This is a genomic window from Rhodococcus aerolatus, from assembly GCF_054783215.1.
In genome coordinates this window covers 28484-50630 of sequence record NZ_BAAGQZ010000035.1, presented here as the reverse complement: position 1 = coordinate 50630, position 22147 = coordinate 28484, and the positions used below count along the sequence as shown (strand labels likewise).

Genomic DNA, 22147 nt, shown 5'->3' with positions numbered 1-22147 from the left:
GGGGTGGCGCTGCGCATCCTGCCCCACCGACCCGCCCGCGGGGCGCGGTTCAGCCGGGTTCGTGCCCCGTCCGCACCGTCTGCCCGGGCCGCAGCACGTGCACCCGTGCGTCCGGGGCGGTCCGGGCCGCGTGGGCGGCGAAGGTGGGCCCGGGCCCGTCGAGCTCGTGGCGGCGCACCCGGGCCATCCCCACCGGCCAGAACGTCCCCCAGTGCACCGGCACGGCGTCGCGGGCCCCCACCCGGGCGAGCAGCTCGGCGGCGCGGCGGGCGTCGAGGTGGCCCGGCCCCAGCCCCGGGCCCCAGCCGCCCACTGGCAGCACGGCCACGTCGACCGCGCCCACCGCGGCGACCACGTCCTCGCTGAGGTCGGTGTCCCCGGCCAGGTAGGTCCGGGCCGCCCCGGTGACGACGTGGCCCAGCGCCGCGGGCCCGGGCGACGACCACGGCCAGCGGCGGCCGTCGTGCTCGGCAGGCACCGCCCGGACCGTCACCGGGCCCACCACCAACTCGTCACCCGGGCCCACCTCGACGAGCTCGCGGTCGGCCAGCGCGCGCAGCCCCGGCACCGCCCGCAGCGCCCCGCGGGGCAGCAGGACGGGCGCGGCGGCCGGCAGGGCGCGCAGCGACGGCACGTGCAGGTGGTCGAGGTGCAGGTGCGAGACCACGACGAGGTCGGCGCGGCGGGCGTCGGGAGCCGGGACGGGCCCGCGGCGCCGGCGCAGGTGGGCCAGCCCCGCGCTGAGGACCGGGTCGGCCAGTATCCGCACCCCGCTGTCCTGCACCGTCACCGCCGCGTGGCCCCACCAGGTGACCGACGGGCCGCTCACCCGCCGACCCGGTCGCGCAGCCGGGCGTGGGCGCGGCGCCACTGCAGCGGCAGCCGGCCGCGGCGGCGCCGCAGCAGCCGCAGCATCCGGTACCGGTCGTAGAGGGTCACCAGCAGCGAGAGCAGCAGCAGGAAGAACAGCGCGGAGACCACGTCCACCCGCGCCCCGCCCGGGGTGGGCAGCACCACCAGCGCCAGCACGATGCCGGCGTTGATGACCAGCACGCCGAGGAACTGCGCGACCGTCGAGCGCCACTGCGCGCCCTGCCCGGCGACCCAGTGGCTGGCCACCGAGTTCAGCACGACCACCACGGCGACGGTCGCGACGACCTGGGTGTTCGTGGCCCGCACCCCGGGCACGATCTGCGCGAACACGACCGACACGATCGAGACGAGCACGATCTTCTCCAGCAGCGGCCCGCGCAGGAACGCGCTCTGCCGGGCGCGCACCGAGGCGGGCACGGTGCGGATCTCCCCGCCGCGGGCACGCTCGTCGACGTCGAACCCGAAGGGCCAGTCCTCCGCGGGCAGCCGGGGCGCGACGCCGCGGCGCCACCCCAGCCACAGCGCGGCCGCGACCGCGGCGGCCACCACCAGCACCCACGGCCGGTTCGCGACCGCCGCCCCCCAGCCGTCGTCGACCGCCACGCCCATGACCCGGGTCTTCACCTCGTCGGTGACGTCGAGCTCGGCCACGTGCAGCCACCACTCCTGTGGCAGCTTGACCACCACCCAGATGCCCGCGGCCAGCCCGAGCAGGGCCCGGTGGCCGAGCCGCACGGGGGCCCACCGGGTGCGGACCAGCTCGTAGGCGAGGAAGAAGTACTCGAAGGTGTTGGGGAAGACCAGCAGCAGCCACTGCTGGTCCGCGAGCTCGAAGACCAGCGTGCCGACGAGGCGGTAGTAGAACAGGAACCGGGAGACCTGGAACGCGAACGGGTCGGTCCAGTTCCGCAGCGTCGAGGCGTAGGCGATGGTGAGGTAGTAGATGTCGAGCGCCTTGTCGTACTGCTGGTACCCGGCGATGTCGAGGCCGGGGAACTGCTGGAAGACCGTCTGGTCGACGGCGTCGAGCACCAGCGCGGCCAGCAGCCCCGGCACCGGGAAGCGGGGGATGGCCAGCGGCACCAGGAACCGGGCCAGGATGACCGTGTAGAGGGCGACGACGCCGGCCGTGCCCGCGGTGCCCGTCACGCGCGCCCGCCCTCAGGCACGGCCGGTGACGGTGCTGACCGTGGTGGTGCGCCCGTCCGCCCCCACCGTGGCGACCCGGGCCACGCCGACGGTGCGCCCGGCCCGCACCACCTCGACGGCGAGGTCGACCGGCCCGGTGAGGAGGGTGGGGCGCAGGTAGCTGGTGCGGACCGAGGTGGTGGTGGCCGTGGCGGGCAGCGCGGCCCGGCCGGCGAGGGTGGCGGCGCCGAGCACGATCCCGCCGTGGACGTTGCCCAGCCCGTTGGCGTGGCTGCCCACCGGCTGCAGCACCCCGGCCGCCGGGTCGGTGCCCAGCAGGGCGGGGGCGCGGACGTCGTCGTCGGGGACGGGGCCGTCGGCGAAGTAGGTCTCGTCGACCCGGGCCCCGGCGGCGGGCAGGAAGCGGCACCACGTGGTGCCGAGCGCGACGAGGACGCCGGTGTCGGTCTCGACGCGGCACGCGGCCATCCCGCAGTCGGGGTGCACCGCAACCACGTCGGTCCGGGCCACGAGCCGGGTCGCGTCCGGCGGCACCTCGTGGGCCAGGTCGACGCCCAGCTCGGAGGTCACCGAGACGGTGTCGGCCGGCCGGGCGGCGAACACGCTGTAGCCGAGCGCCTCGTCGAGCAGCACGCCCAGGGCGGCCGGGGTGGGCCGGCCCGTGGCGTCGGTCAGCCAGGGCCCCACGGCCATCTCGGTGACGGTGGACGAGCCGCCGTCGACGTGGACGGGCCGGGTGACCCGGAACAGCGCCATCGGGTTGCCGGACCGGGTCCAGGCGTCGGCGCGGGTGGGGGCGGCCACCTCAGGCGCGCCGGGCCAGCCGGGCGCGCCAGCCCCGCCGGGCCGCGCGCGCGGGGGAGTGCGCCAGGCGCTCGCGGCGCAGCAGGGTGACCTCCTCGAGGTCGAGCGGGGCGAGCTCGGCCGGGCTCGCCAGGCCCTGCGCGCGGGCCAGCAGCAGGTCGGCCAGCTCGGGGTTGCGGGCCAGCACGGGGCCGTGCAGGTAGGTGGCCACGATGCTGCCGTGCACCATGCCCTCCCGGCCGTCGCCGGTGCCGTTGCCCACCCCGTGCACCACGCGGCCCAGCGGCCGGGCGTCGGCGCCGAGCGTGGTGCCGCCGCGGTGGTTCTCGAACCCGGTGAGCTTCTCGGTCAGCCCCTCGGCGGTGGGCTCGACCAGCAGCTCGCCGATGGCGCGCGTCTCCTGCGGGGCGGTGGTGACGTCGAGCAGGCCCAGGCCGTCGACGCGCGCGCCGTCGGAGCCGACGTAGAAGTGGCCCAGCACCTGCAGGCCCGCGCACACCGCGAGCACGGGCGTGCCGCGCTCCACGGCCTCGTGCAGCCCGCGGTGGCGTGCGAGGTGGCGGGTGGCCAGCGTCTGCGCGACGTCCTCCCCGCCGCCCAGGGTGTAGACGTCGCAGTCGGCGGGCACGCCGCCGTCGAGGGTGATGGGGACGATTTCGGCGTCGGTGCCGCGCAGCCGGGCGCGGCCGCGCAGCACCAGGGCGTTGCCGCCGTCGCCGTAGGTGCCCATCACGTCGGGCAGCAGCAGGCCGATGCGCAGGGTCGACTCAGCCACGGTGCCCCCCGATCCGGACGACGCGGTGCCTGAGGACGACCCCGTGCCTAGACATGGCTGCTCCCCTTGGCGATGGCGCGGTTCAGGTCGCGGAACGCGGTGTAGTTGGCCAGCACCTCGACCCGGCCCGGTGGGCAGGACGCGATGGCGCGCAGGGTGTCCGGGACGAGCCCGTGCTCGACGCCGCCGTAGGTCAGCCGCACCCCGAGGTCGGCGGCCCGCTCCCCGGCGGCCACCACGCGCACCCCCTCGAAGTCCTCGAAGCGGACGTCCCACAGCCACGACAGGTCCGTCCCGTCGGGCACCTGCCCGTTGACCGAGACCACCAGCCCGGGGGCGTCACGGTCCACCATGGACAGCGCCTCCTGCCACCCGGCGGGGTTCTTGGCCAGCAGCATCCGCACCTCGTGGGGCCCGACCTGCACGGTGCGGTAGCGCCCGGCCACCTCCTCGACGCCCTCGGCCGCCCGCACCGCGGCCCCGGGCTCCGCGCCCATCGCCACCGCCGCGGCCACCGCCTGCGCGGCGTTGCCGCGGTTGGCCCGGCCGGGCAGCGCGAGGTGCATCGGCAGCTCGACCCCGACGGGGCCGTGCAGCACGTCGTCGTCGAGCCACCAGTCGGGCTCCGGCCGGACGAAGGACTCGTCGCCGGTGGAGCGCCAGTGGGTGCCCTCCCAGACGATCTGGCCGTCGGAGCGGGGGCAGCCGACGGAGTCCCCGGCCCAGCCGCCGCCCGCCGCCACCCACACCACGTGGGGGCTGTCGTAGGCGATCGAGGTGACCAGCACGTCGTCGCAGTTGGCGACGACGATCGCGTCGGGGTGGCGCAGCAGGCCGGCGCGCAGCCGCCGCTCGATCATCATGATCTCCCCGACCCGGTCGAGCTGGTCGCGGCTGAGGTTGAGCAGCACCACCACGGCGGGGTCGACGAAGTCCGAGACGTGGGGCAGGTGCAGCTCGTCGACCTCGAGCGCCGCCAGCGGGGCGCGGCGGTCCTCGGCGAGCGCGGCCACGAGGCCCGCGTCCATGTTCGCGCCGTCGACGTTGCTGGCGACGGTGTCGACGGTGCGCAGCGCCGCGGCCGTCATCCGGGTGGTGGTGGACTTGCCGTTGGTGCCGGTGACCAGCACGGTGCGCCGCCCGGCCGCGAGCTGGCCCATGATCGAGCGGTCCAGCGTCATCGCGGCGAGCCCGCCGATCATCCCGCCCTTGCCACGGCCCGCCCGCTGCGACGCCCACGCGGCGGCGGAGCCGACGGCGAGCGCGGCACGGCCCCGCGCGCTGATCCTGGCCATGGCCCCAGTCTCCCACCCCGGTGCCGCCGACCCGGCCACCCACGGGGTGCGGGGTCGGTCACGGCCCTCGACCCGCGCGGCCCGGCGTGGTTCCCTCTCCCCGGCGACCGGTGCGCGGTGCACCGGTCCGCAGACCGGGGGAGAGCCGTGCCGTCGACCGTCCAGGCCCGCGCGCGGGCGTCGCGCACCACCGTGCGGACCGCCGTGCTGGCCGCCGTCGCGGCGCTGCTGGGGCTGCTGCTCGCCGCGCCCGGCGCCGCCGCGGCCGCCGGCAGCCCCATCGCCACCCGCTACGCCGAGCTGGGCGGTCCGGGCGGTCCGCTGGGGTTCCAGGTGCTGCCCGAGCTGCCGCTGGCCGGGGGCAGCGGGGCGGTGTACCTCAGCGGCTTCTCCCTCGACGGGGTCCACGCGATCACGTGGTCGGCCGCCACCGGGGCGCACACCGCGCAGGGCGCGATCCTGCTGGCCTGGGTGCAGCAGGGCCCCGGCACCGGCCCGCTGGGCTACGCGACGGACGACGAGCACCCCGTCGCCGGGGGCCGCGCGCAGGACTTCGAGCACGGCACCCTCGTGGTGGACGACGCGACGGGCCGGGTCAGCACCCTGGCCCCGGACGGCCAGGTCGTCGTGGGCCTGCCCGTGCCCTACTCCGGCGACGCCGGTCAGGTCGTCACCGTCACCGCGGCGCCGGGCTCCTCGGCCGCGACGCTGCAGGCGTTCCGCCGCGACGGGCCCGGCTGGGTGTCGGTGATCGGCCCGGTGGCCGCGCAGGTGGGTCCGACCGGCATCGGGCAGGCCAGCGAGTCGGTGCCCACCACCCCGGCCGGGGTGTACGGGCTGAGCCAGGCGTTCGGCCGCCAGCCGGCGCCGACGGGCACCGCGCTGCCCTACTTCCGCACCGACGCCCTCGACTGGTGGGACGAGAACCCCGCCAGCCCCACCTACAACACGCACGTGCGGCAGGTGGCGAGCCCGGGCGGGGCGTCGGAGAACCTCTACCTCTCCGGCGCGGTCTACGGCTACGCGGTGGTCATGGACTACAACACCGCGCGGGTGCCGGGCGCCGGCTCGGCGTTCTTCATCCACGTCACGAACGGAGCGCCGACCGCGGGGTGCGTCGCCGTGCCCGCGGCCGACGTGGTGGCGCTGCTGCAGTTCCTCGACCCGGCCCAGCACCCCGTCGTCGACCTGGCGACGACGTAGCCGGGGTCCCTCAGAGGCTGAGCACGACCACCACGGCGGCGACGAGGACCAGCGCGGCCGCGAGGACCGCGACGAGGACGGAGGCGCTGGCGAACCAGGCCACCGCGGAGCTGGTGCCGACGAGACCGGTCATGACGACGCGGCCGCCGGACGCGCCGCCGAACCAGTGGTCGTGCTCGGGGGTGGGGGACTGCTGCTGGGCGGGTGAGCTGGCGGTGTCGGTCACGAGGCCTTTCACGGGCGGTACGAGACGCTCGTGCCGGGGGCCCACCGCTCGGGTCGGGCCTCGCTCGGTCACGCGTCGCACGGTCGCGGGCACACCCGGTGGTGGGTGGCGCGGGTCGGCGGTCAGGTGCGGCCAGCACGGTGTCTCGACGGGCCGGGCAGGACTGTAGCCGTCGTCGGGGGGCTCGCGCGACGACCCCGGTGGCCCGCGGTGGGGGCGGGTTGGCGGCCCGGAGCCCGCTCGCGCAGGCTGGGGCCCTCACCCCACCACGCCCTGGAGCTGATCACCCGTGGACCTGTCGACCCTCGCCCGCTCGGCGCTGCGACCCGCCTACACCGTCGCGCGCATCCCGTTCCACACGGTGGAGCGCGCGCTCGGCTCGGTCGTCGCCGCGGGCGACGAGCCCCGCGCCACGCTGAGCCGCGTGCTCGGCACGGCCGACCAGCTCGTCGGGATGGTGCTGGAGGACGACGCGCTGGTGCAGCGCGGCGCTCGGCTGCGGGAGTCGGCCGACAGCTCGCGCCGGCCCGACGCGTGGTCCAGCTCCGCCTCCCCGGCGGGCCCGCCCCCCGCGGACCCGGCGCCGCCGTTCCGCGGGGCCGAGACCGGCACCGCGGCTGCCGGGGAGCCGGAGGTCGGCGCCGAGACCGGCGCGGTGACCCCCGAGCCGACCTCTCCCGGGGCCACGACCCCCGCGCCCACCCCCGAGCCCGCTCCTGAGCCGGTCGACCTGGCCGACGCCGTCGAGGCCGAGCAGGCCCGCGCGGACGCGGCCGCCGCGCTGGCCGAGGTCGACCTCGAGCCCGCCAGCCCCGGGGACGAGCACCACCTCGTCGGGCACCACGTCGACGCCGCGGCCCCCGTGGACAAGGCGGCGTTCGCCGAGGAGCAGCGGCGCAAGGCCGACCGGGAGATGAACGCCCAGGAGGCCGAGCGCCGCAACCGCGGTCACTGACGCCCGGCCCCCGGCCCTGCGGGGCTCAGCGCCGGGCGGCCGCCCGGTTCACCGCGGAGACCACCGCGCGCAGCGACGCCGTGGTGATCGACGGGGCGATGCCCACGCCCCACACGACGACCCCGCCGACCGCGGCCTCCACGTAGGCCGCGGCGGTGGCGTCCTCGCCGCCGGACATGGCGTGCTCGGAGTAGTCCAGCACCCGCACGTCGAGGTCGAGCTCGGCCAGGGCGTCGACGAACGCGGCGAGCGGGCCGTTGCCGGTGCCGTCGACCTCCTTCTCGACGCCGTCGACCTTGACCACGGCGGTCAGCGCGTCGAGCCCGCCGTCGGTCTCCGACGCCGTCACCTTCTGCCGGATGCGCTCCAGCGGGGTGACCGGCTCGAGGTACTCGCGGCTGAAGACCTCCCACATGGCCTGCGAGCTGACCTCGCCGCCCTCGGCGTCGGTGACCTGCTGCACCACCTGGGAGAACTCGATCTGCAGCCGGCGCGGCAGGGAGAGCTGGTGGTCGGCCTTCATCAGGTAGGCCACGCCGCCCTTGCCGGACTGCGAGTTCACCCGGATGACGGCCTCGTAGGTGCGGCCCACGTCCTTGGGGTCGATGGGCAGGTAGGGCACCTCCCAGACGACCTCCTCGACCGGCACGCCCTGCTGCGCGGCGGTGACGGCCATGGCGTCGAGGCCCTTGTTGATCGCGTCCTGGTGGCTGCCGGAGAACGCCGTGTAGACGAGGTCGCCGCCGTAGGGGTGGCGCTCGGGCACCGGCAGCTGGTTGCAGTACTCGACGGTGCGGCGGACCTCGTCGATGTCGGAGAAGTCGATCTGCGGGTCCACCCCGCGGCTGAACAGGTTCATGCCCAGCGTCACCAGGCACACGTTGCCGGTGCGCTCGCCGTTGCCGAACAGGCAGCCCTCGATGCGGTCGGCGCCGGCCTGGAAGCCGAGCTCGGCCGCGGCCACGGCCGTGCCGCGGTCGTTGTGCGGGTGCAGGCTCAGCACCACCGAGTCGCGCCGCTCCAGGTGGCGGTGCATCCACTCGATGGAGTCGGCGTAGACGTTCGGGGTGGCCATCTCCACGGTGGCGGGCAGGTTGACGATCACCGGCCGGTCCGGGGTCGGCTGCCACAGCTCGGTCATCGCGTTGGCCACCTCGACGGCGTAGCCCAGCTCGGTGCCGGTGTAGCTCTCCGGGGAGTACTCCCAGCGCCACGCGGTGTCCGGGTACTTGTCCGCCCAGCGCAGCGTCTCCTCGCCCGCGTCGGTGGCGATGCGGCGGATCTGCTCGCGGTCGGAGCGGAACACCACGCGGCGCTGCAGGATCGAGGTCGAGTTGTACACGTGGACGATGGCGCGGTCGGCGCCCTCGCAGGCCTCGAACGTGCGCTCGATGAGCTCGGGCCGGCACTGGGTGAGCACCTGGATGTGCACGTCGTCGGGGATCGCGTCGTCGGTGATGATCTCGCGGACGAAGTCGAAGTCGGTCTGGCTTGCGGCGGGGAAGCCGACCTCGATCTCCTTGTAGCCCATGCGGACCAGCAGGTCGAACATGCGGCGCTTGCGGGCCGGGCTCATCGGGTCGATCAGGGCCTGGTTGCCGTCGCGCAGGTCCACCGCGCCCCACAGCGGCGCCCGGTCGATGACGACGTCGGGCCACGTCCGGTCGGGCAGGCTCACCGGCTCGACCTCGTCGGCGAAGCTGCGGTAGCGGTGGGTCGGCATCGTGGAGCCGCGCTGGGTGTTCCACGACGGCTGGCCGGCGGGGGCGGGCCGGGCCGGGGTGTGCAGGCCGAGCGAGCTGGGGGTGGGGGGCGGGGTCATCTCGGGTCTCCGGGAGGGTCGTCAGACGGATCGACCGGCGCGACGGCGTCGCACTGCCCCGCGCCGGGGAGCCGGTCTGGCGTCAGACCCCGGCGCGGCGACGAAGGAGGAGTCGCACGCTCAGCACGGCACCACCGTATACCCGCTTTTCTCTGCGAGCGTCGGCGCACCGGGTGCCCGCGCGCCCGCTGCGCCGCTCAGCCGGCGGAGGGGTCGACGTCGACCCGGACGAGGGTGTCGTCGAAGCAGACCAGGCCGGCGACGGGCGCCAGCGCGAGGGTGGGGGCGCCGTAGCTCCAGGCCACGTCCATGACCTCCCCGGCGTGCCAGTACGCGCTGGTGACCCCCTTGTACGGGCAGCGGGTGACGGTGCCGCTCGGGGTGAGCAGCGCGTGGTCCACCCGGGTGGGGTCGAGGTAGAAGCGCGGCGGCAGCCCGGTCTCGAACACCACCACCGCGTCCGGGGAGTCGGCGAGGACGGCCCCGTCGAGGCTCACCCGGACCCGGCGGTGCGACCGCAGCGCGTCCACCCGCACGTAGGGGCTGCGGGGGTGGCCGTGGACCTGCTCGTCCTCCTCGAACCAGGCGTCCCCGGCGTCGAGGCCCAGCACCACGTGGTGCGCCAGCCGGGGGTCGTCCGGCGCGGGACGGGCGGCGGCGGCCAGCGCCGCGGGCAGGCCGGCCGCGGGCACGGCGTACTGCGGGTAGTGGGGGTGCTCCCAGGCGTAGAACGCGTCGAGCGTGTCGAGCACCCACCGCCCGCCGTGGCGCACCCGGATGCGCCGGGGGCAGGGCTCGACGTGCCCGGTGGTGACGGGCGGGCCGGGGAAGTGCCCGGGGGTGATCCCCGCGGCGGCGGGTCGGGTCACGTCGGGCTCCGTCCGTCAGCGGTCCGCGGTCGCGCTCCGCGGCTGCCGGGCATCGTCGCACCGGCCGGGCGCGGCGGGCGTGGCTATCGTCGCGGGGTGCTCGCGCTGCTGTCCCCGGCCAAGTCGCTGGACCTCGAGAAGGCCCTGCCCACCCGCAAGCGGTCCCAGCCCCGGCTGCTGGACGAGGCGTCGCGGCTCGTCGAGGTGATGCGGGGCAAGGCGCCGTCCGAGGTCGCCGAGCTGATGAGCCTCTCCGACGAGCTCGCCGAGCTCAACGTCGAGCGCTACGCCGCGTGGACGACCGAGCACACCCCGCGGGACTCCCGGCCGGCGGCGCTGCTCTTCGACGGCGACGTCTACCGCGGCATGGCCGCCCGCGAGCGGTTCGCCGAGCGGGACTGGACCGAGGCGCAGAAGACGGTGCGCATCCTGTCCGGGCTCTACGGGGTGCTGCGCCCGCTCGACCTCACCCAGGCCTACCGCCTGGAGATGGGGACCCGGCTGCGCACCGAGCGGGGGGACGGCCTCTACGACTTCTGGGGCGACACCGTCACCGACCTCGTGGCCGCGGACCTCGCGGCGTCCCCGGGCCCGGACGTGGTGATCGACCTCGCCTCCCGGGAGTACTCGGCGGTGGTGCGCCAGGACCGGCTCGACGCGCGGGTGGTGACGCCGCGCTTCCTCGACCCCGACCGGTCGGGCACGCTGCGCGTCATCTCGTTCCCGTTCAAGCGGGCCCGCGGCGAGATGGCGGCGTGGCTCGTGCTCCACCGGGTGCGCTCGGTGCGGGCCCTGCGCGGCTTCGACGGGGCCGGGTACCGCTACGACGCCGACCGCTCCACCCCCGACGAGCCCACCTTCGTCCGCACCTGAGGTCCGTCCCGGGGACCCTCGGTCGTCGGGGTGGTGCGCTGACGCTCGCAGAGAAAAGCAGCGTGCCTAGGTGACGGCCGGCCGGGTGGCCCACCGCGGGTCGTCCTGCTCGCCGGCGTCGAGCACCGCCCGCAGCGCGGCCACCGCCGCCTCGACGTCGGCGAAGCGGGTGTACGCGGGGGCCAGGCCGAGGCGGACCACGTCGGGCTCGCGGAAGTCCCCGACCACCCCGCGCTCGGCCAGCGCGCGCACGACCCCCCAGGCGGCGGGGTGGCGCACGCTCACCTGCGCGCCGCGGCGGACGTCCTCGCGCGGGCTGGCGGGCTCCAGCTCGGGGCAGACCGCGGCCAGGCGGTCGAGCAGGTGGGCCGTGAGCGCCGTCGCCTTCGCCCCCAGGGCCGCCCCGCTCACCCCGTCGAGGCTGCGCAGCCCGGCCAGCAGCGCGACCAGCGAGAGCACCGGGGGCGTGCCCCCCGCCAGGCGCTGCACCCCCGGCGCGGGGGTGAAGTGCCCGGACATGGCGAACGGCGCGTCGTGCCCCCACCAGGCGGGCAGCGGCACCGGCAGCCCGTCGTGCAGCGCGCGGGCCACGTAGAGGTGCGCGGGCGCGCCCGGCCCGCCGTTGAGGAACTTGTAGCCGCACCCCACGGCGAGGTCGGTGCCCCAGGCGTGCAGGTCCACCTCCAGCGCCCCGGTCGAGTGGCACAGGTCGACCAGCGCGAGCGCCCCGGCGTCGTGCGCGGCGCGGGTCGCCGCGGCGACGTCCCAGCGGTACCCGGTGCGGAAGTCGACCTCGGTCACGGCGAGCACGGCCACGTCGTCACGCAGCGCGTCGGGCAGGTCGTCGGGCCCGTCGATGAGCCGCAGCGCGCCCCCGACGAGGTCGACGACCCCCTGCGCGGCGTAGACGTCGGTGGGGAAGGTGCGGCGCTCCATGACCACGACGCGGCGCCCGGGCCGCAGCCGCAGCGCCACGAGCAGCAGCGTCTGCAGGTTGCGGGTGGTTGAGTCGGTGACGAGCACCTCGTCGGGGTCCGCGCCGAGCAGCGGGGCGAGCGCGGCCGCGGCGCGGCCGGGCAGCTCCACCCAGCCGGGGTCGTCCCCGGTGGCGTTCCACGAGCCGATCAGCCGCTGCCCCCACTGGGTCGCGGTGGCGTGGGCGAGGGCGGCGGGGGCGTCGACGGGCATGGCGCCCAGGGAGTTCCCGTCGAGGTAGACCACGCCCTCGGGCAGCACGAACCGGTCCCGCAGGTGGGCCAGCGGGTCGGCCGCGTCCAGCTCGGCGGCGTCCGGGGACCGTGGACGCGACCTCGCGTCCTGGGTGCAGCCGTCACCCACGGGGCTCGCCCCAGCGGCCGTCGAACGCGAGCTCGTCGAGGGGCAACCGGCGGCGCTCCCGGGCGTCGCGCTCCTCGAGCTCGGGGGCGGCCGTGCCTGGCCCCGCGAGGTGGCCCAGGGCGACGAGCACCACCGGGTCGTACGGCGCGGGCACGCCGAGGACCGAGCGGGCGGCGGTGGGGTCGAACCCGCCGACGACGTGCGCGACGAGCCCCTCCGCCACCGCCTGCAGCTGCAGCTGGGCCACGGCCTGCCCGAGGTCGAACCGGGCGTGGCTCAGCGGGCCCTTGCGGTTCTCCCGCTGCGCGCAGGCCAGCAGCAGCACCCCGGCGGCCGGCACCCAGGTGCGGTTGCGCGCGGTCAGGGTGGCGACGAGGGCGTCGAACGCGTCGGTCCCGCGCCGGGTGACGACGAAGCGCGAGGGCTGGGTGTCGCCGTAGGACGCCGCCCAGCGGGCCGCCTCGAGCACCGCCCGCACCGCGTCGTCCGCCACCACCGCGGCGGGGTCGAGCGCGCGGGGGCTCCAGCGGGCGGCCAGCAGCGGGTGCACGCCGTGCGGGCCGTCGGCCCCGGGGTCGGCCATCAGATCGCGAACGGGTACACCGCGAGGGTGTAGGCGCCGAACCAGGCGCTGGCCAGGGCGATCCCGGTCCCCACCCACCAGCGCACGGGCCCGCTCTGCCGGGCCAGCACCCGGGCCGCCGGGGCCAGCAGCACGAACGCGGGCAGCAGCAGCCGGGCCTTGGAGGTCATCAGCCCGTTGGAGGTGACGACCATGACGACCACGCCGGCGCCGTAGACCCACACCGGCCACGGCACGCGGGTGCGCACCGAGACCACGAGCAGCACCAGGCTCGCCGCGAGCAGCAGCACGCTGACGACCTCGAGCACGGTGCGGCCGTGGCTGAGCACGTCGAGGGTGTAGCCCCAGGTGGCGCGGCCGCCGTCGAACCCCGACGCCCAGCCCCGGCGCTGCAGCGAGAACCAGCCGTCCCAGGACCCGGTTCGTGCGCCCACCCAGCCGAGGTAGGCCAGCAGGCCGAGCGGGGCGAGTGCGCCGGCCAGCAGCACCCGCAGCCGGGGCCGCCAGCCGTGGCTGCGCACCAGGGCCACCAGCAGCGCGAGCCCGACGGCGACGAGCAGGGCGGCCGCGGTGGGACGGACCAGCCCCGCGAGCAGCGTCGCGACGCCGGCCAGCAGCCAGCGCCGCTCCAGCACCCCGACCAGCGCCCAGGCGGCGAGCGCGCAGAACAGGGTCTCCGAGTACGCCATCGACAGCGCGACCCCCATCGGGGCGGCCGCGTAGAGCAGGACCAGCAGGGTGCCGGCCCGCGGGCTGCCGGTGGCCAGCGCGCCGAGCCGGGCGACCCCGAGCGCGGCGACGACGCCGAGGACGACGTTGAGCCCGATCGCGGCGGCGAACAGGCCGACCCCGGGCACGGCGGCCACGGCGGCGACCAGCGCGGGGTAGCCGGGGAAGAACGCGAGCGCGGTGGTCGAGTCCCGCAGGCCGTAGGCGTCGGTCAGCCGGGCGGGCACGCCGTCGTACCCGCCCCCGGCCAGGCCGAGGAACCACTGCCCGTCCCACTTGGTGAGCGCGGCCGACAGGTCGGTGCCGTTGCGCCCGGCCATCCACGCGAGCACCAGCACCCCGACGCCGCGGACGGCGAGGTACAGCGCGGCCGCCGCCAGCGCCCAGCGGGCCGGCCGCAGCCGGCGCCGGGTGCGCGGGGCGTCCGCGACCGGTGCCTCGGCGGGCCCGGCGGCCGGGGCCGTGGGGGCAGCGGCGGGGGTGGTCGGCTCGTCCGTGCCGGGCCCGGGGGCCAGGGCCCCGTCGCGGTCGGGTGCGCGGGTGGCGCCCGCCGTGCGGGTTGTCGTCGGCACGGTCGCCAAGGGTATCGGCCGCCCCGTCGGGCCTGCGACGGAAACCGGCCCGCGACGCTCGGTAGGGTGTGCCCGACCCGGGACCGGTGGACGGACCCGACCTGCGGACGAGGAGGCGGGGACCAGCGTGGCGCTCGTCGTGCAGAAGTACGGGGGCTCGTCGGTCGCCACCGCCGAGCGGATCCGCCGGGTGGCCGAGCGCATCGTCGCCACCCGCAAGCAGGGCAACGAGGTCGTCGTCGTGGTCTCCGCGATGGGCGACACCACCGACGAGCTGCTCGACCTCGCCCGCCAGGTCGCGCCCGTCCCGCCGCCGCGCGAGATGGACATGCTGCTGACCTCGGGCGAGCGCATCTCCAACGCGCTGGTCGCCATGGCCATCCACTCCCTGGGGGCCGAAGCGCGCAGCTTCACCGGCTCGCAGGCCGGCGTCATCACCACCGGCGCGCACGGCAAGGCCAAGATCATCGACGTGACGCCCGGCCGGGTGCGCACCGCGCTCGACGAAGGCGCGATAGTCCTCGTCGCCGGGTTCCAGGGCGTCAGCCAGGACTCCAAGGACATCACCACGCTGGGGCGCGGCGGCTCCGACACCACCGCCGTGGCGCTGGCCGCCGCGCTGCACGCCGACGTGTGCGAGATCTACACCGACGTCGACGGGGTGTTCTCCGCCGACCCGCGCATCGTCCCCGACGCCCGCCGCCTCGACACCGTCTCCTACGAGGAGATGCTGGAGATGGCGTCGGCGGGGGCGAAGGTGCTCATGCTCCGCTGCGTGGAGTACGCCCGCCGCTACGACGTGCCCGTGCACGTGCGCTCGTCGTACTCGACCAGGCCCGGCACCGTGGTGTCCGGGTCGATGGAGGACATCCCCGTGGAACAGGCCATCCTCACCGGCGTCGCGCACGACCGCTCCGAGGCCAAGGTGACCGTGGTCGGCGTGCCGGACATCCCCGGCCGCGCCGCCGCGATCTTCCGGGCCGTCGCCGACGCCGAGATCAACATCGACATGGTGCTGCAGAACGTCTCGGCCGCCTCGACGGGGCTGACCGACCTCACCTTCACCCTGCCGCGCGCCGACGGGCACACCGCCGTGGAGAAGCTGTCCGGGATGCAGGCCGAGGTCGGCTTCGCCCAGGTGCTCTACGACGACCAGGTCGGCAAGGTCTCCCTCGTCGGTGCGGGCATGCGCAGCCACCCCGGGGTGACGGCCACGTTCTGCGAGGCGCTCGCCGAGGCCGGGGTCAACATCGAGCTCATCTCCACCTCGGAGATCCGCATCTCCGTGCTGTGCCGCGACACCCAGCTCGACGACGCGGTGCGCGCCCTGCACGCCGCCTTCGAGCTCGGCGCGGACGAGGAAGCCACCGTCTACGGGGGGACCGGCCGATGAGCCCGTGTGTGATTTCTGCAGCCATGACGCGAGGTTCCGTTCACAGGGGAGTGTCGCGGTGAGGGTCGGCGTCGTCGGGGCCACCGGCCAGGTCGGCGGGGTGATGCGCCGGCTGCTCGCCGAGCGGGGCTTCCCCGTCAGCGAGATGCGCTACTTCGCCAGCGCCCGCTCCGCCGGGTCGACGCTGGACTGGGACGGCACCGAGGTCACCGTCGAGGACGCCGCCACCGCCGACCTCACCGGGCTCGACCTCGCGCTGTTCTCCGCCGGCGGGTCCACGTCGAAGGCGCTGGCCCCGCGCTACGCCGAGGCCGGTGCGGTCGTCATCGACAACTCCTCGGCCTGGCGCATGGACCCCGACGTCCCGCTCGTGGTCAGCGAGGTCAACCCCGACGCGATCGGCGACGCCCGCAAGGGCATCATCGCCAACCCCAACTGCACGACCATGGCCGCCATGCCGGTGCTGGCCCCGCTGCACGCCGAGGCCGGCCTCGTCCGCCTCGTCGTCAGCACCTACCAGGCCGTCTCCGGCAGCGGGCTCGGCGGCGTCGAGGAGCTCGCCTCCCAGGTCGCGGCCGCCCCGGCCGGGCAGCTGCGCGAGCTCACCCACGACGGCGGCGCGGTCATCTTCCCCGCCCCGGCCAAGTACGTCGCCCCCATCGCGTTCAACGTCATCCCGCTGGCCGGCAGCATCGTCGACGACGGCCTGGCCGAGACCGACGAGGAGCAGAAGCTCCGCAACGAGAGCCGCAAGATCCTCGGCATCCCCGAGCTGCTCGTCTCGGGCACCTGCGTGCGCGTGCCCGTCTTCACCGGGCACAGCCTGAGCATCAACGCGGAGTTCGCGCGGCCGATCAGCCCGGAGCGGGCGCTCGAGCTGCTCGCCGGTGCGCCCGGGGTCGAGCTGGCCGACGTGCCGACCCCGCTCGCCGCCGCCGGCGCGGACCCGTCGTTCGTCGGCCGCGTCCGGGCCGACGAGGGCGCCCCTCAGGGTCGTGGGCTGGCCCTGTTCGTGGCCAACGACAACCTGCGCAAGGGCGCCGCGCTCAACGCCGTGCAGATCGCCGAGCTGGTCGCCGCCCGGCGCTGACCGCGCACGCCCGACCGACCCCGGGCCGGGACGCTGTGCCCACTCCTGCGGGCCCGGACCGGAGGACGGCCCGCCGCGACGGGACGAGTGGTCGTCCCCGTCCCGCCGGGTGTGCCCGACCGGTCACCCACCGCAGCGACGCGCCCGGCCGGGTCGCCGCGCGGTGGCGGCGCGCGCTCCCGCAGCGGCCCGTCCGGACCCCGCCCCGCGAGCCCCGCCCGGGCGTGCGCGGTAGCGTGATCGTCGTCCCACCTGCACCACCGGAGGAGCCCCCGTGGACCTGCGCAAGACGATGCTCGACTGGCCGGTCCTCCGGCAGGTGACCGGCAACGACGGCCTCGGCCGCGGCGCGGGCAGCAAGTCGCCCAAGACCGGCGCCAGCCCGAACCGGACCGTCACCGCGGACCGCGTGGTCAAGAGCATCTGCCCCTACTGCGCCGTCGGCTGCGGGCAGAACGTCTACGTCAAGGACGAGAAGGTCGTCCAGATCGAGGGCGACCCCGACAGCCCCGTCTCCCGCGGCCGGCTCTGCCCCAAGGGCTCGGCGAGCACCCAGCTGGTGACCTCCCCCGGCCGTGTCACCACCGTCCGCTACCGCGCGCCGCACGCCACGGAGTGGACCGACCTGCCGCTCGACACCGCCATGGACATGATCGCGGACCGCGTGCTCAAGGCCCGTGAGGACTTCTGGGTCGACGAGGTCGACGGCGAGCCCGTCCGGCGCACCCACGGGCTGGCCAGCCTGGGCGGGGCGACGCTGGACAACGAGGAGAACTACCTCATGAAGAAGCTCTACACCGCGCTCGGCGCGGTGGAGGTGGAGAACCAGGCGCGCATTTGACACAGCTCCACCGTTCCCGGTCTGGGAACCTCGTTCGGTCGCGGCGGCGCGACCTCCTTCCTGCAGGACCTCGCCAACGCTGACTGCATCGTCATCCAGGGCTCGAACATGGCCGAGGCCCACCCGGTTGGCTTCCAGTGGGTGATGGAGGCGAAGGCCAAGGGCGCCACGATCATCCACGTGGACCCGCGGTTCACCCGCACCTCCGCGGTCGCCGACGTCCACGTCCCGCTGCGCGCGGGGTCGGACATCGCGTTCCTCGGCGGCATCATCAACCACGTCCTGAGCAACGAGCTGGACTTCCGCGAGTACGTGCTCGCCTACACCAACGCCGCGTCGCTGGTCAGCGAGGACTACGTCGACTCCGAGGACCTCGGCGGGCTGTTCTCCGGCTGGGACCCCGAGACGCGGAAGTACGACACGTCGTCGTGGAAGTACCAGGAGGGCGACGCGGAGGACGCCGGGGCCGGCGACTCGGGGGGCACCGACTCCGACGCGCTCAGCGCCGGGGGCACGCTGAACGAGCCCAAGCAGGACCCGACGCTGACCGACCCGCGGACCGTCTACCAGATCCTCAAGCGGCACTTCGCCCGCTACACCCCGGAGATGGTGCAGGAGGTCTGCGGCACCCCGCCGGAGGACTTCGCGCGCATCTGCGACGAGGTGACGCGGAACTCGGGCCGGGAGCGGACCACGGCCTTCGCCTACGCGGTCGGCTGGACCCACCACACGGTGGGCGTGCAGTACATCCGCACCGCGGCGATCCTGCAGACGCTGCTGGGCAACATCGGCCGGCCCGGCGGCGGCATCCTCGCGCTGCGCGGGCACGCCAGCATCCAGGGCTCCACGGACATCCCGACGCTGTTCAACCTGCTGCCCGGCTACCTGCCGATGCCCAGCCGCAGCCAGCACCGCACCCTCGACGAGTTCGTCGCCGCGCAGACCAGCACCGGGTTCTGGGGCAACTCGCGGGCCTACATGACGAGCCTGCTCAAGGCGTGGTGGGGCGACGCGGCCACGGCCGGCAACGACTTCGCCTACGACTACCTGCCGCGGATCGACGCCGACCACAGCACCTACGAGACGGTGCAGCGCCAGATCGACGAGGGCGGTGGCGGCTACTTCCTCGTCGGGCAGAACCCGGCGGTGGGCAGCGCGAACGCGAAGATGCAGCGCCAGGGCATGGCCAACCTCGACTGGCTGGTCGTCCGCGACCTGGTGATGATCGAGTCGGCCACGTTCTGGCAGGACGGCCCGGAGGTGCAGACCGGGGAGATGCGCACCGAGGACGTCGGGACGGAGATCTTCTTCCTGCCCGCCGCCTCGCACACCGAGAAGTCGGGCACCTTCACCAACACCCAGCGGATGCTGCAGTGGCACCACGAGGCCGTCGAGCCGCCGGGTGACGCCAGGAGCGAGCTGTGGTTCTACTACCACCTCGGCCGGATCCTCAAGGAGAAGCTGGCCGGCTCGACCGACCCGCGCGACCGGCCGCTGCTGGACCTGGTGTGGGACTACCCGGTCGACGAGGAGACCGGCGAGCCGGACGCGGAGGCCGTGCTGGCCGAGGTCAACGGCCGCGGCCCCGACGGCGCGCCGCTCAGCTCGTACACCGAGCTGGCCGAGGACGGCTCGACCACGGCGGGCTGCTGGATCTACACCGGGGTCTACGCCGACGGGGTGAACCAGTCCGCGCGCCGCAAGCCCGGCTCCGAGCAGGACTACGTGGCCGCCGAGTGGGGCTGGGCGTGGCCGGCGAACCGCCGCACGCTCTACAACCGCGCGTCGGCCGACCCGGACGGCAAGCCGTGGAGCGAGCGCAAGAAGTACGTCTGGTGGGACGAGGAGGCCGGGCGCTGGACCGGGCACGACGTCCCCGACTTCGAGGCGACCAAGCGGCCGGACTACCGGCCTCCGGCGGGGGCCACCGCGCAGGCGGCCATCGCCGGCGACGAGCCGTTCATCATGCAGGCGGACGGCAAGGCGTGGCTCTACGTGCCCAGCGGCGTCGGTGACGGCCCGCTGCCCACGCACTACGAGCCGCCGGAGTCCCCGGTGCAGAACGCGCTGAACACCCAGCAGGCCAACCCGATGCGGCAGGCGTTCAGCCGGCCGGACAACCTGTACCAGCCCAGCGGGGACGAGCCGGGCAGCGAGGTCTTCCCGTTCGTGTTCACCACCTACCGGCTGACCGAGCACCACACGGCCGGGGGGATGAGCCGCACGCTGCCCTACCTCTCCGAGCTGCAGCCGGAGTTCTTCTGCGAGGTCAGCCCCGAGCTGGCCGCGGAGCGGGGCCTGGACCACCTGGGCTGGGCCACGATCACCACGGCCCGCACGGCCATCGAGGCGCGGGTGCTGGTGACCGAGCGGATGAGCGCGCTGACGGTGGGCGGCAAGGTGCTCCACCAGGTGGGCCTGCCCTACCACTGGGGCCAGAACGGCATCTCCACGGGCGACGGGGCGAACGAGCTGCTGCCCGCCCTGCTCGACCCGAACGTGCACATCCACGCCACGAAGTCCACGGCCTGCGACGTGCAGCCCGGTCGGCGCCCCCGCGGGCCCGCCCTGCTCGACTACGTCCAGGCCTACCGGGACCGCGCCGGCATCACGTCCGAGACCGGGATGGGGATCTGATGGACCGCAACAGCTTCTACGGGCCGGTGGACCCGGCGCGCGACGCCGGGTGGGTCGACCCGCCGCCGCGCAAGGGCTTCTTCACCGACACCTCGATCTGCATCGGCTGCAAGGCCTGCGAGGTGGCGTGCAAGGAGTGGAACGCGGTGCCGGAGGACGGCATGTCGCTGACCGGCATGAGCTACGACAACTCCATCGGCCTCGGTGCCTCCACCTGGCGCCACGTCGCGTTCATCGAGCAGCCCAAGCACTTCGGCGAGCAGGCGGCCGGGGTCGTGCACGACGACTCGCACGCCGGCCTCGACGTGCTCTCCCTCGCCGGGGGCCAGGGCGAGCCCGCCCCGCCGCCCGCGGCGGCCTCGGTCGACCTGGGGATGCCGGTGCCGGCGCTGCCCGGGGCGGGCGGCGAGGACCAGGGCGTGCCGTTCCGCTGGCTCATGGAGTCCGACGTCTGCAAGCACTGCACGCACGCCGCGTGCCTCGACGTGTGCCCCACGGGCTCGCTGTTCCGCACCGAGTTCGGGACCGTCGTGGTGCAGGACGACATCTGCAACGGCTGCGGGTACTGCGTGCCCGCCTGCCCGTACGGCGTCATCGAGCGCCGCGAGGGCCCCAAGGACCAGACCTCGCACGGGGTGGCCGACGTCGCCGTCGGCGTGGCCCAGAAGTGCACCCTCTGCTACGACCGGCTCGGCGAGGGCATGGAGCCGGCGTGCGCCAAGGCGTGCCCCACCCAGTCCATCCAGTTCGGTGACCTCGACGAGCTGCGCCAGCGCGCCGACGTCCGGGTCAACGAGCTCGTCGAGGCCGGCGTCGCCGACGCCCAGCTCTACGGTCACGACCCGGCCGACGGCGTGGGCGGGGCGGGGGCGTTCTTCCTGCTGCTCGACAAGCCCGAGGTCTACGGCCTGCCGCCGGACCCGGTGGTGACGACCAAGGCGCTGCCCGCGATGTGGGGCCGGGCTGCGATGGCCGCGGGCACCATGCTGGCCGGAGCGGCCGTGGCGTTCCTGGGGAGCCGGCGGTGACCGGGCCGACGGCGAACGCGTCCAACGCGTCGGTCCCCGCCCGTGACGGCCAGCGCCGCCGCGGGAAGGGCCGCGGGCGGGGCGAGCAGCTCATGGTGCCCCCGGCCGAGTTCACCTCGTACTACGGACGTCCCATCGTCAAGGCCTCCCCGTGGGAGGTCGACATCCCGGTGTACCTGTTCCTCGGCGGGCTGGCGGGCGGCTCGTCGCTGCTGGCCGCGGGGGCCGACCTGCAGGGCAACGAGGCGCTGCGGGTCCCCATGCGCTGGACCGCGATCGGGGCCATCACCGTCAGCTTCGCGGCGCTGGTGCACGACCTCGGCCGGCCGGAGCGCTTCCACCACATGCTGCGGGTGGCCAAGGTGACCTCGCCGATGAGCGTCGGCACCTGGATCCTGTCGGTCTACAGCCCGCTGGCCGGCCTCGCCGCGGCGTCCGAGACGCTGCCCGTGCTGCCGGGGGCGCTGCGGCGCAGTGCGATCGGGAAGGCCGCCCCCACGCTGGGCCGGCTCGCCGGGCTGGGCGCCGCCGTGACCGGCCCCGCGGTGGCGTCCTACACCGCGGTCCTGCTGTCGGACACCGCGACCCCGACGTGGCACGACGCCCACCTCGAGCTGCCGTTCGTCTTCGTGGGCTCCGCGTGCGCGGCGGCCGGCGGGGCCGGGATGCTGCTCGCGCCCACCGACGACTCGGGCGCGGCCCGGCGCATGGCCGTCGGCGGTGCCGTCGTCGAGCTGGCCGTGTCGGAGTACATGGAGAAGCGGATGGGCCTCTCGGCCGAGCCGCTGCACACCGGCAGGCCGGGCACGATGATCAAGGCCGCCAAGGCGCTCACCGCCACCGGTGCCGTGCTCTCGGTGCTGGGCCGGCGCAGCCGCGCCGTGTCGGCCGCGGCGGGGGTCTCGCTCATGGCGGGCTCGGCGCTGACGCGGTTCGGCATCTTCTACGGCGGGCAGGCCTCCGCGCGGGACCCGAAGTACACCGTGGTGCCGCAGCGGGCCCGGGTCGACGCCGGACGCCCCGTGCGCTCCGACGACCCGGCTCCCCAGCCCGCCCGCTGACCACTCCGCAGGTAGCGGGCTTCCTGCGTCG

19 protein-coding genes are annotated in these 22147 nt (G+C 75.4%); 8 read left to right on the top strand and 11 right to left on the bottom strand.

The features are described from left to right. Positions 1 to 49: 49 nt before the first annotated feature. The 5 genes from ACYVOF_RS13340 to ACYVOF_RS13320 are packed head-to-tail and all read right to left on the bottom strand — an operon-like array spanning position 50 to position 4896. On the bottom strand, positions 50 to 829 hold the full coding sequence (locus ACYVOF_RS13340; RefSeq protein ID WP_460867212.1) for an MBL fold metallo-hydrolase: 780 nt from the start codon (positions 827 to 829) through the stop codon (positions 50 to 52). Beyond that, positions 826 to 2022 (bottom strand): hypothetical protein, encoded by a 1197-nt coding sequence (locus ACYVOF_RS13335; RefSeq protein WP_460867210.1) that lies wholly within the window; start codon positions 2020 to 2022, stop codon positions 826 to 828. The genes ACYVOF_RS13340 and ACYVOF_RS13335 overlap by 4 nt, the downstream gene beginning before the upstream one ends. A gap of 12 nt (positions 2023 to 2034) precedes the next feature. Beyond that, positions 2035 to 2826 (bottom strand): acyl-CoA thioesterase domain-containing protein, encoded by a 792-nt coding sequence (locus ACYVOF_RS13330; RefSeq protein ID WP_460867209.1) that lies wholly within the window; start codon positions 2824 to 2826, stop codon positions 2035 to 2037. A gap of 1 nt (position 2827) precedes the next feature. Beyond that, entirely contained in the window at positions 2828 to 3601 is a 774-nt protein-coding gene (locus ACYVOF_RS13325; RefSeq protein WP_460867207.1) for a type 1 glutamine amidotransferase, read from the bottom strand. A gap of 47 nt (positions 3602 to 3648) precedes the next feature. Next, on the bottom strand, positions 3649 to 4896 hold the full coding sequence (locus ACYVOF_RS13320; protein WP_460867205.1) for a MurT ligase domain-containing protein: 1248 nt from the start codon (positions 4894 to 4896) through the stop codon (positions 3649 to 3651). A gap of 147 nt (positions 4897 to 5043) precedes the next feature. Here ACYVOF_RS13320 and ACYVOF_RS13315 point away from each other — a divergent pair, with 147 nt between their 5' ends. Further along, positions 5044 to 6099: a L,D-transpeptidase family protein gene (locus tag ACYVOF_RS13315; RefSeq protein ID WP_460867203.1), complete on the top strand. Its 1056-nt coding sequence runs from the start codon at positions 5044 to 5046 to the stop codon at positions 6097 to 6099. A gap of 10 nt (positions 6100 to 6109) precedes the next feature. Here the strand turns inward: ACYVOF_RS13315 and ACYVOF_RS13310 are convergent, their stop codons facing one another. Then, positions 6110 to 6325 carry a hypothetical protein gene (locus ACYVOF_RS13310; protein ID WP_460867202.1) on the bottom strand — a complete coding sequence of 72 codons (216 nt, stop codon included), beginning with the start codon at positions 6323 to 6325 and terminating at the stop codon, positions 6110 to 6112. 289 nt (positions 6326 to 6614) lie between these two features. On the opposite strand from ACYVOF_RS13310, the gene ACYVOF_RS13305 reads away from it, so the two are divergent. Continuing rightward, positions 6615 to 7280: a hypothetical protein gene (locus ACYVOF_RS13305; RefSeq protein WP_460867200.1), complete on the top strand. Its 666-nt coding sequence runs from the start codon at positions 6615 to 6617 to the stop codon at positions 7278 to 7280. A gap of 25 nt (positions 7281 to 7305) precedes the next feature. On the opposite strand, the gene leuA is transcribed toward ACYVOF_RS13305, so the two are convergent. Both leuA and ACYVOF_RS13295 read right to left on the bottom strand, forming a co-directional pair. Beyond that, positions 7306 to 9102: a 2-isopropylmalate synthase gene (gene leuA, locus ACYVOF_RS13300; protein WP_460867198.1), complete on the bottom strand. Its 1797-nt coding sequence runs from the start codon at positions 9100 to 9102 to the stop codon at positions 7306 to 7308. 197 nt (positions 9103 to 9299) lie between these two features. Next, positions 9300 to 9971 carry a DUF427 domain-containing protein gene (locus ACYVOF_RS13295; protein WP_460867196.1) on the bottom strand — a complete coding sequence of 224 codons (672 nt, stop codon included), beginning with the start codon at positions 9969 to 9971 and terminating at the stop codon, positions 9300 to 9302. Between the two features lie 96 nt (positions 9972 to 10067). Between ACYVOF_RS13295 and yaaA the strand changes: the two genes are divergently transcribed. Further along, complete coding sequence (gene yaaA / locus ACYVOF_RS13290) at positions 10068 to 10844, top strand: peroxide stress protein YaaA (protein ID WP_460867194.1); 777 nt, start codon at positions 10068 to 10070, stop codon at positions 10842 to 10844. Between the two features lie 66 nt (positions 10845 to 10910). Here yaaA and kynU read toward each other — a convergent pair whose 3' ends face one another. From kynU to ACYVOF_RS13275, 3 genes are read right to left on the bottom strand one after another with little or no spacing between them, the layout of a single operon-like run. Continuing rightward, entirely contained in the window at positions 10911 to 12182 is a 1272-nt protein-coding gene (gene kynU, locus ACYVOF_RS13285) for a kynureninase (protein ID WP_460867193.1), read from the bottom strand. Continuing rightward, positions 12175 to 12765 carry a nitroreductase family protein gene (locus tag ACYVOF_RS13280; RefSeq protein WP_460867191.1) on the bottom strand — a complete coding sequence of 197 codons (591 nt, stop codon included), beginning with the start codon at positions 12763 to 12765 and terminating at the stop codon, positions 12175 to 12177. Before ACYVOF_RS13280 ends, kynU begins: the two co-directional genes overlap by 8 nt. Next, positions 12765 to 14066 carry a hypothetical protein gene (locus ACYVOF_RS13275; protein WP_460867189.1) on the bottom strand — a complete coding sequence of 434 codons (1302 nt, stop codon included), beginning with the start codon at positions 14064 to 14066 and terminating at the stop codon, positions 12765 to 12767. The genes ACYVOF_RS13280 and ACYVOF_RS13275 overlap by 1 nt, the downstream gene beginning before the upstream one ends. Before the next feature lie 127 nt (positions 14067 to 14193). On the opposite strand from ACYVOF_RS13275, the gene ACYVOF_RS13270 reads away from it, so the two are divergent. The 5 genes from ACYVOF_RS13270 to nrfD all read left to right on the top strand — a co-directional run bounded on the left by ACYVOF_RS13270 (position 14194) and on the right by nrfD (position 22116). Beyond that, entirely contained in the window at positions 14194 to 15459 is a 1266-nt protein-coding gene (locus ACYVOF_RS13270; protein WP_460867188.1) for an aspartate kinase, read from the top strand. Between the two features lie 58 nt (positions 15460 to 15517). Then, positions 15518 to 16549 carry an aspartate-semialdehyde dehydrogenase gene (locus ACYVOF_RS13265; protein ID WP_460867186.1) on the top strand — a complete coding sequence of 344 codons (1032 nt, stop codon included), beginning with the start codon at positions 15518 to 15520 and terminating at the stop codon, positions 16547 to 16549. A gap of 274 nt (positions 16550 to 16823) precedes the next feature. After that, positions 16824 to 20027, top strand: coding sequence for a formate dehydrogenase (gene fdh, locus ACYVOF_RS13260; RefSeq protein ID WP_460867185.1), 3204 nt, complete (start codon positions 16824 to 16826; stop codon positions 20025 to 20027). After that, positions 20027 to 21055 (top strand): 4Fe-4S dicluster domain-containing protein, encoded by a 1029-nt coding sequence (locus tag ACYVOF_RS13255; protein WP_460867183.1) that lies wholly within the window; start codon positions 20027 to 20029, stop codon positions 21053 to 21055. Before fdh ends, ACYVOF_RS13255 begins: the two co-directional genes overlap by 1 nt. A gap of 92 nt (positions 21056 to 21147) precedes the next feature. Next, positions 21148 to 22116, top strand: coding sequence for an NrfD/PsrC family molybdoenzyme membrane anchor subunit (gene nrfD / locus ACYVOF_RS13250; RefSeq protein ID WP_460867231.1), 969 nt, complete (start codon positions 21148 to 21150; stop codon positions 22114 to 22116). Positions 22117 to 22147: the final 31 nt, after the last annotated feature.